General features: G+C 66.2%; 12 protein-coding genes and 2 pseudogenes. 13 read left to right on the forward strand and 1 reads right to left on the reverse strand.

What is annotated here, in order from left to right; all coding sequences use genetic code 11:
• Positions 1-8: 8 nt before the first annotated feature.
• The 6 genes and pseudogenes from phnE (at position 9) to HG264_RS18400 (ending at position 4,610) form a co-directional block, all read left to right on the forward strand.
• The gene (gene phnE, locus HG264_RS18380; protein WP_033937774.1) at positions 9-836 is read left to right on the forward strand and encodes a phosphonate ABC transporter, permease protein PhnE; all 828 of its coding nucleotides are present in this window, start codon (positions 9-11) and stop codon (positions 834-836) included.
• 8 nt (positions 837-844) lie between these two features.
• The gene (gene ptxD, locus HG264_RS18385) at positions 845-1,855 is read left to right on the forward strand and encodes a phosphonate dehydrogenase PtxD (RefSeq protein WP_169408949.1); all 1,011 of its coding nucleotides are present in this window, start codon (positions 845-847) and stop codon (positions 1,853-1,855) included.
• Positions 1,849-2,718, forward strand: coding sequence for a LysR family transcriptional regulator (locus HG264_RS18390; protein WP_010466239.1), 870 nt, complete (start codon positions 1,849-1,851; stop codon positions 2,716-2,718). Before ptxD ends, HG264_RS18390 begins: the two co-directional genes overlap by 7 nt.
• Before the next feature lie 107 nt (positions 2,719-2,825).
• Positions 2,826-3,130, forward strand: a pseudogene (locus HG264_RS18395) (transposase); the annotation flags it as partial.
• A gap of 33 nt (positions 3,131-3,163) precedes the next feature.
• Positions 3,164-3,586, forward strand: coding sequence for an MBL fold metallo-hydrolase (locus HG264_RS18885; protein WP_336512536.1), 423 nt, complete (start codon positions 3,164-3,166; stop codon positions 3,584-3,586).
• Positions 3,489-4,610 (forward strand): rhodanese-like domain-containing protein, encoded by a 1,122-nt coding sequence (locus HG264_RS18400; RefSeq protein WP_232881381.1) that lies wholly within the window; start codon positions 3,489-3,491, stop codon positions 4,608-4,610. The genes HG264_RS18885 and HG264_RS18400 overlap by 98 nt, the downstream gene beginning before the upstream one ends.
• A gap of 163 nt (positions 4,611-4,773) precedes the next feature.
• Here the strand turns inward: HG264_RS18400 and HG264_RS18405 are convergent, their stop codons facing one another.
• A complete protein-coding gene (locus tag HG264_RS18405; protein WP_033937771.1) occupies positions 4,774-6,369 on the reverse strand; it encodes a 2Fe-2S iron-sulfur cluster-binding protein in 1,596 nt (531 codons plus the stop codon).
• A gap of 139 nt (positions 6,370-6,508) precedes the next feature.
• Between HG264_RS18405 and HG264_RS18410 the strand changes: the two genes are divergently transcribed.
• The 7 genes and pseudogenes from HG264_RS18410 to istA all read left to right on the forward strand — a co-directional run.
• A complete protein-coding gene (locus HG264_RS18410; protein WP_033937770.1) occupies positions 6,509-6,916 on the forward strand; it encodes a DUF1924 domain-containing protein in 408 nt (135 codons plus the stop codon).
• A gap of 9 nt (positions 6,917-6,925) precedes the next feature.
• Positions 6,926-7,450: a diheme cytochrome c gene (locus HG264_RS18415; RefSeq protein WP_054093474.1), complete on the forward strand. Its 525-nt coding sequence runs from the start codon at positions 6,926-6,928 to the stop codon at positions 7,448-7,450.
• Between the two features lie 94 nt (positions 7,451-7,544).
• Positions 7,545-8,105, forward strand: a complete 561-nt coding sequence (locus HG264_RS18420; protein ID WP_054093473.1) for an RNA polymerase sigma factor — start codon at positions 7,545-7,547, stop codon at positions 8,103-8,105.
• Positions 8,098-8,526 carry an anti-sigma factor gene (locus HG264_RS18425; protein ID WP_169408950.1) on the forward strand — a complete coding sequence of 143 codons (429 nt, stop codon included), beginning with the start codon at positions 8,098-8,100 and terminating at the stop codon, positions 8,524-8,526. Before HG264_RS18420 ends, HG264_RS18425 begins: the two co-directional genes overlap by 8 nt.
• Positions 8,523-8,987, forward strand: coding sequence for a periplasmic heavy metal sensor (locus HG264_RS18430; protein ID WP_003302067.1), 465 nt, complete (start codon positions 8,523-8,525; stop codon positions 8,985-8,987). Before HG264_RS18425 ends, HG264_RS18430 begins: the two co-directional genes overlap by 4 nt.
• A 92-nt stretch (positions 8,988-9,079) precedes the next feature.
• Positions 9,080-9,562, forward strand: a complete 483-nt coding sequence (locus HG264_RS18435) for a hypothetical protein (protein WP_169408951.1) — start codon at positions 9,080-9,082, stop codon at positions 9,560-9,562.
• Between the two features lie 273 nt (positions 9,563-9,835).
• Positions 9,836-11,320, forward strand: a pseudogene (gene istA / locus HG264_RS18440) (IS21-like element ISPst3 family transposase); the annotation flags it as partial.
• Positions 11,321-11,326: the final 6 nt, after the last annotated feature.

Genomic DNA, 11,326 nt, shown 5'->3' on the forward strand with positions numbered 1-11,326 from the left:
GCACCGATATGTCTACTCATTACGACGTGCAGGCGCTGCCTGCTGAGCAACGCGAGCACATCCTCCGAGGCTTCGGCCTCGGTTGGTGGCGCCAGCTGGGGCAGGTGGCGATTGTACTCGGAGTGGTACTGCTGGCCTGCTGGTACGTGGGGCTGCTCGATGCCACCACGTTGCTGAACGGCCTGCCCTCCATCGCGACCCTGGCAGGCGAGGCGATGCCGCCGGACTTTTCGGGCTATCGAAGCTGGATTCGCCCCTTGATCGACACCTTGGCGATGAGCATCGCCGGTACGGCCATCGCAGTGGTGTTCTCGCTGGTGGTGGCCTTCGTTGCAGCGCGCAATACGGCGCCGCACCCCCTTGTGTTCGGTGTTGCCCGGGTGCTGCTCAATGCCCTGCGGTCGGTGCCGGAGCTGATCATGGGCATCATCTTCGTTGCAGCCGTAGGGTTCGGCGCCTTGCCAGGCGTGCTTGCGCTGGGTCTGCATTCGATCGGCATGGTCGGCAAGTTCTTCGCCGAGGCCATCGAGCACGTCGACGAAGCGCCGGTGGAAGCCGCTCGGGCGGCGGGGGCTACGCCGATGCAAGTGCTGCTCCACGCGGTTTTGCCACAAGTGACGCCGCAGTTCGCTGACGTGGCGATCTACCGCTGGGAATACAACTTTCGCGCCTCCACCGTGATGGGCATGGTTGGCGCCGGCGGTATCGGCTTCGAACTCATGGGCTCGCTGCGCATCATGCAGTATCAGGAGGTGGCCGCGATCCTGCTGGTCATCCTGGCCATGGTCACATTGGTAGACGCCTTCAGCGGCGTACTGCGCAAACACTTCAAATAGGAAACTCCATGCTGCCGAAACTCGTTATAACTCACCGGGTACACGATGAGATCCTGCAACTGCTGGCGCCACATTGCGAGCTGATGACCAACCAGACCGACAGCACGCTGACGCGCGAGGAAATTCTGCGCCGCTGCCGCGATGCTCAGGCGATGATGGCGTTCATGCCCGATCGGGTCGATGCAGACTTTCTTCAAGCCTGCCCTGAGCTGCGTGTAGTCGGCTGCGCGCTCAAGGGCTTCGACAATTTCGATGTGGACGCCTGTACTGCCCGCGGGGTCTGGCTGACCTTCGTGCCTGATCTGTTGACCGTCCCGACTGCCGAGCTGGCGATCGGACTGGCGGTGGGGCTGGGGCGGCATCTGCGAGCAGCAGATGCGTTCGTCCGCTCTGGCGAGTTCCAGGGCTGGCAACCACAGTTCTACGGCACGGGGCTGGATAACGCTACGGTCGGCATCCTTGGCATGGGCGCCATCGGACTGGCCATGGCTGAGCGCTTGCAGGGATGGGGCGCGACCCTGCAGTACCACGAGGCGAAGGCTCTGGATACACAAACCGAGCAACGGCTCGGCCTGCGCCAGGTGGCGTGCAGCGAACTCTTCGCCAGCTCGGACTTCATCCTGCTGGCGCTTCCCTTGAATGCCGATACCCAGCATCTGGTCAACGCCGAGCTGCTTGCCCTCGTACGGCCGGGCGCTCTGCTTGTAAACCCCTGTCGTGGTTCGGTAGTGGATGAAGCCGCCGTGCTCGCGGCGCTTGAGCGAGGCCAGCTCGGCGGGTATGCGGCGGATGTATTCGAAATGGAAGACTGGGCTCGCGCGGACCGGCCGCGGCTGATCGATCCTGCGCTGCTCGCGCATCCGAATACGCTGTTCACTCCGCACATAGGGTCGGCAGTGCGCGCGGTGCGCCTGGAGATTGAACGTTATGCAGCGCAGAACATCATCCAGGTATTGGCAGGTGCGCGCCCAATCAACGCTGCGAACCGTCTGCCCAAGGCCGAGCCTGCCGCATGTTGAATCCGGTCTGGCTGAAGAGCCTGGTAGCGATCGTTCAAACAGGCAGTTTTCAGAGCGCGGCGAGGGCGTTGGGGCTGGCCCAGCCGACGGTGTCGCAGCACTTGCAGAAGCTTGAAGAGCAGGTCGGCGTAACGCTGGTGCAGCGCAGTCGTAGCGGCTGCCAGCCTACCACACGGGCGCTGGCCTTCATGCCGCATGCGACCGCCTTGCTCGACATGCACGCCCGGGCGCTAGAAGCCCTGCATGGCAATCGTGAGCGCGTCGGGGCCAGCTCCAACATCGGCACCTACCTTCTCCAGCCATTCGTGCGCAACTATCTGACGACCGCAAATGAGAGGGGCGAGGTGGATCTGCGCATCGCCGCCAACCCGGATGTGGCCGACCAGCTACTGGCGGGCCAGCTCGACGCCGCGATCATGGAATGGTGGCTACCTCACCCCGACTTCGAACACCGCCTCTGGCGGGTCGAGCCGCTGGTGCTTATCGTCAGCCCCGACCATGCGCTGGCTGAAGCAGGGTGCATAGAACGTGATCGTCTGGTGGACCTGCCGATGCTGGGAGGTGAACCGGGTAGCGGTACCGGACGGCTTCTGACCGAATACTTTGGCGAACTGGGCGTGCCTCGCAGCGGTATGCAGCTAGGCAGCACCGAGGCAGTCAAACAAGCAGTGAGGGCGGGACTCGGCGTGTCGTTGGTGATGGCTTCCGCAGTACAAGACGAAGTTCGCAGTGGCGCGCTGGTAGCTCTTCCCATCCCGGGGCTTGAAAAGCGTCTCCAACTGATCTGGCGCAAACCTCCCGGAAATCTGCACCCGCCGGGATTTGTGCGGCACTTATTGGAGGAGGCAGATCTAGCTGGATAAGGTGATGGATGGTTGCGATCCAGCGCTTGGCTTGTCAGCCTAGGGAAACTCTGAAAAAGACTTTCTGATTTGGCAAAATACCGCGACCCCACCCACCGAGTTTCCCGATGAAGCAGATGACCTTCGCCGACGCCGAGTACGCTGGCAAGCGCAAGCAAACCCGCAAGGAGTTGTTCCTGATCGAGATGGATCGGGTGGTGCCGTGGAAGGGTTTGATTGCCTTGATCGAGCCGCATTATCCCAGGGTGAAGGCGGTCGTCCGGCCTACCCGTTGATGGCGATGCTGCGTGTGCATCTGCTGCAGAACTGGTTCGGCTACAGCGATCCAGCGATGGAGGAAGCGCTGTACGAAACCACGATCCTGCGCCAGTTTGCCGGGCTGAACCTGGAGCGCATCCCCGACGAAACCACGGGGTGCTGCTGGTCCGCAAGTGACCCGCTGCGATTGAACGCCGGCGGCCAACCGGCGCTCACATCCGTAACCCTCACGGATTACGGAGGCACACGCATGCTGGTATTCGAGTCGATCTACACCGAAGGTCTGGCGCAGATTTCCTATCTGGTGGGCGACAGCAAGGCCGCCGTCGCCGCGGTGATCGATCCGCGGCGCGACGTCGAGGTCTACCTCGACCTGGCGCGCGACAAGGGCCTGCGCATCGCCTATGCCATCGAGACGCACATCCACGCCGACTTCGTTTCCGGCGCCCAGGCGCTGGCCGAACGCTGCGGCGCCGAGATCATCGGCGGACTACGCCTTCGGGCTGCGTCAGGTGGACGACGGCGAGGTGCTGGAACTGGGTCAGGTCAGCCTGGAAGTGCTGCACTCGCCAGGCCACACCCCCGAGCACATCTCGCTGCTGCTACGTGACAGCCAGCAGGGCGAAGCGCCCTTCGCGCTGTTCACCGGCGATACGCTGTTCAACCTCGACGTCGGCCGCCCCGACCTGCTCGGCGAGGACAGCACCAAGCAGCTGGCAGCGCAGCTCTACGCCACGCTGTTCACCCGCTACCTGCCGCTCGGCGAACGCATCGAGATCTACCCCTGCCACGGCGCCGGCTCGGCCTGCGGCAAATCCATCGGTGACCGTCGCCACTCCACCCTCGGCAACGAATTGCTGTTCAACCCGGCGCTGAACCAGCGCCGCACCGAGCAGGAGTTTGTCGACTGGCTGCTCGACGGCATGCCCGAGCCGCCGCGCCACTATGCGCGGCTCAAGCAGCTCAACGCGCGCCCGCTCGAACGCCTGCATGGCCCGGCGCTGCCACCGCCGTTGGCGCCGGAGGAGTTCCGCCAGCGCACCGCCGATCACGATGCCGTGCAGCTGGTGGATGTGCGCTCGATCCTCGCCTTCGGCGGCGGCCATGTGCCGGGTGCGCTGAACATCGCGCTGCGCGACGAGTTCGCCAGCTGGGCCGGCTGGATGCTCGACGACCAGCGACCGATCTACCTGATCGGCGAGGACAGTGTGGAGGTCCACCAGGCGACGCTGCAGCTCTATCGCATCGGCCTCGACCAGGTCGCCGGCTACCTGCGCAACGGCATGACCGACTGGCAGAACGCCGGCCTGCCGCTGGCGTGCGTCATGCAGTGGACGGTGCACGAACTCGACCGCCGGCGCGGCGACCCCGAGGTCCAGGTACTCGACGTGCGCTCCCCCGAGGAGGTTGCGCAGGGCCGCGTGCCCGGCGCGCGGCATGCCTTCGTCGCGCACCTGCCGCAGCATCTCGAGCAGCTGGACCGGGACGGCATCGTCGCGGTCTATTGCGGCAGCGGCTATCGCGCCTCGATTGCCGCGAGCCTGCTCAAGCGCCACGGCTTCAACCGGGTCGCCAACGTGCCCGGTTCCTGGGCCGCCTGGCGCAAGCATGACCTGCCGGTGGCGCAGCGCTGAATTCGCCGCGGCACGATCCGCATCAGCTGAAGAATGGCCAATCGCTTTTTCCACCGGCCAGAGGCACAGGTACTGCCGGATAAGGCTGCGCCGTTATCCACCCTACGCCCCGTCGATCACCCGATGCGCAGGGTGGAAAACGGCCAGCGGCCTTTCCCACACGTCAGTATTCGACTTGCAGTTCGGCGCTGCGCGGTTCGGCTTGGCAGGCCAGCGCCCAGCCCTGACGCACCTCGCTTTCGCTCAGCACCTGGTTGCTGCGCATGCTCACGCTGCCCTCCACCACCCGGCACTTGCAGGCGGCGCAGACACCCGAGCGGCACGCGCTCGGCGGTTGCAGGCCAGCCTGTTCCATGGCCTCCAGCAGCACCTCGCCGCGCGGCACGTCCAGCTCGTGACGGCGACCGTCGAGCGCGACCCGCAGGCGGCTGCGGCGCCCGCCCGGTGCGGCCGTCGGCGCTGCGGCGGCAAAGCGTTCCAGATGGATACGCGCCGCATCCACACCCCGCTCGCCCAGCGCGGCACCCGCGGCATCCATGAACGGTTGCGGCCCGCAGATGAAGGCGTCGGCGGCTGACCAGTCAGCGATCTTCGTGGCAATCGCCGGGCCGCTCGGCACACCCTGCTCGGCATCGAGCCAGATGCGCAGCTGCAGGCGATCGGGGTAACGCGCAGACCACTCGGCCAGCTCCTCGGCAAAGATCAGCGAGGCGGCATCGCGGCTGGCATAGAACAGCCGTACCTGCCCGCTGCCCTCGACCAGCGCCGCCTGCAGGATCGCCATCAGCGGCGTGATACCGCTGCCGGCGCCGAGCAGCAGCAGATCGTCATCCAGGTTGCGCGGCACGAACACGCCGGCCGGCGGCAGCGCCTCGATGCAATCGCCGGCCTGCAGGTTGTCCAGCAGCCAGTTCGACGCGCGGCCGCCGGGCACCCGCTTGATGGTGATGCGCAGCGCGCCATCCGCCTGCGGTCGCTGCGACAGCGAGTAGCAGCGCAGCAGCGCCGGCTCGGCAGCGGGCACCTTCAGCGTGAGGAACTGCCCCGGCTGCGCGGCAAAGCGTGCGCGCTGGGCGGCCGGCACCTGCAGGGTGAACGAGCAGCTGTCGGCGGTTTCGGCCTGGCGTGAGACGATGCGCAGACGGGTGAACTCCCCGGCGGCAGGCGCTGGCGCCGATGCGAACGCGGTCGCGACCGACGTCGTTGCCGGTGTCGACGTCGAAGCCGAAGGTGCAGTCGAAGCCGGCCCCGCCTTGGGCACGCCGCGCAGCATCGGCCATACCGACTTGCGGCGGAACAGCAGCACATAGCCGACATGCAGGCCGATCAGCCACAGCCCCAGGTTGGCGAAGAACTCGTGCACCTCCTCGGCATCGCCCATCCAGCCGATGAAATCGATGTCGCTGGCAGCGCCGAAGACATCCGGCCCCACGCCCGGCAGCGCGGCCAGCACATCGCCGTTATCGACCATGCCCAGGCCGACCAGGCTGGCGACGGCGAAACTGCCCAGCGCGCCGACCGTCAGCCACTTGCCGAGGCTCGACAGGCCGGGCTTGCTCCGCTGGCCCTTCGGCGGCAGCAGCTGCGGGAAGCCGCGCAGGCGCAGCGGCACGATCAGCAGGCGCCACACCAACAGCGCGACCAGGCCGTAGCCCAGCCAGATATGCAGCGTCTCGGCGTCGTCACCGCTGAGGTAGGCGCCAAGAAAGAAACCGGCCAGCAGCCAGTGGAACAGACGGAAACGATTGAAAGCAGCCACGACGGCGATCCTCTTTGATGGATGCCGTCTTTGTATTCCCGCGAGCTTAAACGAAACTGAACGCCACCGGCCGCTGCGGTTCAGCTTGGCTTAAGGCAGCGCGCCTAGGCTGCGCTCATTCCCAACCGGAGAGCGCACCATGAAAGCCCGCTGGATCATCCTCCTGTCCTGCTGCCTGAGCCTGCCGGCCCTGGCCGAAACCGAACACCCGCTGCTGGCCGGCTACGCCGCCCAGGCGCGCCAGGAGAATCCGAACTTCGCCGGTTTCTCCGCCGAGCGCGGCAAGGCGCTGTACTTCGCCGAGGAGCAGCGCGACGGCAAGACCATGAGCTGCACCACCTGCCACACCGCCGACCCGCGCCAGCCCGGCAAGACCCCGGCGCACCGCAAGGTCGATCCGCTGGCGCCGGCAGCCAACCCCGAGCGCTTCACCGACCTGAAGAAGGTCGAGAAATGGTTCCGCCGCAACTGCGACGACGTCTACGCCCGTGAATGCACCGCGCAGGAGAAGGGCGACTTCATCAGCTGGATCGACAGCATCAAATAGGAGCCGGCCATGAAGATTGCACCCCTCGCCGCCGTCGCCGGGTTGGGCCTGACCCTGGTACTGGCCGGCCTCAGCTTCGCCGATGACGACGACCATCACGAGCGCAAGGGCTACAAGCGGCCCAAGCGCCTGTCGGTACCCAGCGACGCGCCGCTGGTGTGGAAGGAAGAATGCGCGGCCTGCCACATGCTCTATTCCCCCGGCCTGCTGCCTGCCGATGCCTGGCGCGAGCAGATGCGCACCCTGGGCGACCACTACGGCAGCAACGCGTCGCTGGACCCGCTGCAGGAAAAGGAAATTCTCGATTTCCTGGTCCGCGCCTCGGCCGCCAACCGCCTGCCGGTGGAGCCGTCACCGACCGCCGGCGAGCCGCCACGCATCAGCCAGACGCGCTGGTTCGAGCACAAGCATGACGAAGTCAGCGAAGCCAAGTTCTCCCGCGAGTCGGTCGGCGGCCGCTTCAACTGCGTAGCCTGCCATCGCGACGCGGAAAAAGGCGACTTCGACGAGGACCGGGTGAAGATTCCACGCTGAGGCAAAAATAACCGGAACATTTCGCCAACCGTTGCGTTATATCCCTGCGGCAACCCGGCCGGCAGCGTATGCGGTCAGCCCAGACGAGCGCTTAATGAACGACAGCGAACAGGACCTCATCCAGCAGGCCGCGCGTGGTGATCGCCAGGCGTTCGGCACGCTGGTGCGCGTCCATCAGGCGCGGGTCTACCACTTCCTCCGTCGCCTGCTCGGCAGCACCGACGAGGCCGCGGACCTGACCCAGGAAACGTTCATCCGCGCCTTCCAGGCGCTGCCCAGATGGCGCCCAGAGGCACGCTTGCAGACCTGGCTGCTGCAGATCGCGCGCAATGCCGCGCTGGATACGCTGCGCCAGCGGCAGCGCTACGTCGACGTGGCGCCGGAGGAGCAGGCCGAACCGGTCGATCCGGCGCCGTCGCCGCTAAGCCGACTGCAGAGCGCGCGCGATCTGGCATTGCTGGAACGCTTGCTGGCCCGCCTGCCCCACGAACAGCGCGAGATCCTGCTGCTGCGCGAGGTGGAAGGGCTGGCCTACGACGAGCTGGCCGCCACGCTGCAGCTCAACGCCGGCACCGTCAAGTCGCGCCTGGCGCGCGCCCGCGAGGCGCTGTTGCACGGCTACCGTCAGGCCAACGGAGGCACCCTCGATGACTGAGCACCTGGACATGGCGACCCTCTCCGCCTACCTCGACAACCAACTCGACGCCGCCGAACAGCGCCACGCCGACGGCCACCTGGCGGTTTGTCCGCAGTGTCGCGCGACGCTGGCCGAGCTCGACGGGCTCGGCCAGGGCTTGCGTGCGCTGGCCTGCCCGGAGCTGCCGGCCGGGTTGCAGGCGCGTCTGCAGCGGCCCTTCGCGCCGCCACCCGCGCGCAGCGGGTGGGCCCGGCACTGGGCGCAGGGTATCGGCTCCGCGGCGTCGGTCCTGCTCGGCCTGCTGCTCGGCTATGCCCTGCCCGGCCAGCCGCCGGGCAGCTCACCCAGCCACGACCTGCTCGCCGTCCTCGGCAGCACCCCACCCGGCGCGCTCTGCGCGCGCCCCGAATTCTGCTACCTGAAGGTAAACCTGAAATGAGCAACACCACCCTGCGCAATGCCCTGGTCCTGTCCGTGCTGGTCAACGTCGGCGTGCTCGCCGGCCTTGGCTGGCAGAAACTCAGTCGCGATGGCCTGCCGATGCCCTCCGGCGCACCGACCGAGCTGTCGCGCGAGCTGCAACTGAGCGCCAGCCAGCTGCAGCGCTGGCACGATGCCGAGGCGCCGTTCCTGGCCTACCTGCGCGCCTCCAACGCCAGCCTCGGCGAACACCGCAACCGGCTGATCGAGGCGATCTTCGCCGAACAGGTGGACCGCACGGTGATCGACGCCGAGCAGGCGAAGATCGCCGAACTGCAGAACGAACAGCAGCGCCTGCTCATCGACCAGCTGCTGCAGGAGCGCGAGATCCTCGAACCGCAGCAGCGCGCGCGGCTCGCCCAGGTGCTCACGCAGCAGTCGTTCGGCGCCGACAGCATCGAGCAATTGCACCGCAAATGACGGATTGCACGGCGCGATGGAACAAAACCGTCGCGCCTGCGTTAGAACATCAGGAGCCGCACTTCGCCGGCTCGCTCAATGGAGTTCTATCGATGATCCGCAAACCCCACGCTCTCGCCCTCGCCATCATCCTCGCCGGCACCCTCGGCCACGCCGGCACCAGCCTCGCCGCCACCAGCCATGACCACGGCCACGGCGAAGGCGCGCCGGCGCTGCAACTCGATGCCGGCAAGCGCTGGGCCACCGACGCGCCGCTGCGCCAGGCGATGGGCACCATCAACCACGACATGCGCCAGGCACTGCCGGCGATCCACGAGGACCGTCTGCCCGCCGCCCGCTATGGCGAACTGGCCGAGACGGTGCGTGGCCAGGTCGCCTACATGGTGGAGAACTGCAAGCTGAGCGCCGAAGCCGACGCGCAGCTGCACCTGATCATCGCTCAGCTGCTCGCCGGCGCCGACGCCATGAGCGGCGCCCCGGCCGGCCAGCGCGACGGCGCGGTGACCGTGGTCGGCGCGCTGGGCGACTACGCCACCTACTTCGCCGACGACGGCTTCAAGCCGCTGGAACACTGATCGCCGCCGCTCAGCCCTTGCCCGGTCGCGCCGGCGTGACCGCTTTCACCGCAAGCGGCACCCCGGCGGTCACCGCGTCCGACTCGCCCTCGCCGCTGCGATCGCCACTGGTGTTGGCCAGCAGGCTGGCGGTGGCGGTCTGCAGATAGGCGTGCAGCTGTTGCCGCTGACCGAAAACTGACCCAGTAGAGACTGTTCTGCCGACTGAAAACTGACCCAGGTGCTCAACTGCTTCTGCTCAATTTTTGAGCAGGAGAACACAGGGTGATCAGTATGGAAATGATGGGCAAAATCCGCCGGATGTATTTCCGCGACAAGCTGTCGCTGCATGAGATAGCCAAGCGCACCGAGTTGGCGCGCAACACGATTCGCAAGTGGGTCAGAGCACCTGAGGCCAAGCCGCCGGTCTACCAACGCCGCGCGATCTTCAACAAACTCAGCCCTTTTCACGCCACGCTGGAGCAGGCGCTAAAAGCCGATTCGCTGCGGCCCAAGCAACAGCGGCGCAGTGCCAAGGCGCTGTTGGCGCAAATCAAAGCCGAAGGTTATGACGGTGGCTACAGCCAGCTCACCGCGTTTATCCGTGCCTGGCGAGGGGGACAGGGCAAGGCGTCGCAGGCCTTTGTGCCGCTGACCTTTGCTCTTGGCGAGGCGTTTCAGTTTGACTGGAGCGAGGAAGGCTTGCTGGTCGGCGGCATTTACCGGCGTATGCAGGTGGCACATCTGAAGCTGTGTGCCAGCCGTGCGTTCTGGCTTGTGGCGTATCCGAGCCAGGGCCATGAGATGTTATTTGACGCCCATACACGCTCGTTCGGCTCCTTGGGCGGCGTGCCGCGCCGGGGCATCTACGACAACATGAAGACGGCCGTCGACAAGGTCAATAAGGGCAAAGGCCGGACGGTGAATGCGCGCTTTGCGGTGATGTGCGCGCATTACCTGTTCGATCCGGACTTCTGCAACGTCGCCGCTGGTTGGGAAAAGGGCATCGTTGAAAAGAACGTGCAAGACAGCCGTAGGCGCATCTGGCTAGACGCCCAGGACTGTCATTTTCACTCCTTCGAGGAACTCAATGCCTGGCTGGGCCAGCGCTGCCGCGCGCTTTGGAACGAGCTGACGCACCCTCAATACAGCGGGCTGAGTGTAGCCGAAGTGCTGGAGTTGGAGCGCGCTGAACTGATGCCTGTGCCAGCGCCATTCGACGGTTACGTCGAGCGGCCTGCGCGGGTCTCCAGCACCTGCCTGGTCAGCGTCGGGCGCAACCGCTACTCGGTGCCGTGTGAGTACGCGGGTAAGTGGGTCAGCAGCCGTTTGTATCCGACGCGAATCGAGGTGGTGGCTGACGACGCGCTGATCGCCAGCCATGTCCGCTTGCTGGATCGCGACCAGGTCAGCTATGACTGGCAGCACTACCTCCCGCTGATCGAACGCAAGCCCGGTGCGCTGCGCAACGGCGCGCCCTTTGCTGATCTGCCGGCGCCGCTGCGTCAGCTTAAGCACGGTCTGGGACGTCATGCCGGCGGTGACCGGATCATGGCGCAAGTTCTGGCTGCCGTACCAGTCGCCGGGCTCGATGCGGTGCTGGTGGCTGTTGAGCTGGTACTGGAAAGCGGCAGCCTGAGCGCCGAACACATCCTCAATGTCGTGGCGCGCCTGGCCGCGACCGAACCACCACCCAGCGTCGAAACCCACTTGTCGCTCAAGGAAGCCCCCGTCGCTAACACGGCGCGCTACGACCGCCTGCGTGGCCAGGCCGAGGAGGTCGGT

The sequence above is a fragment of the Pseudomonas sp. gcc21 genome (genome assembly GCF_012844345.1).
In the GTDB taxonomy this organism is placed as follows: Bacteria; Pseudomonadota; Gammaproteobacteria; order Pseudomonadales; family Pseudomonadaceae; genus Halopseudomonas.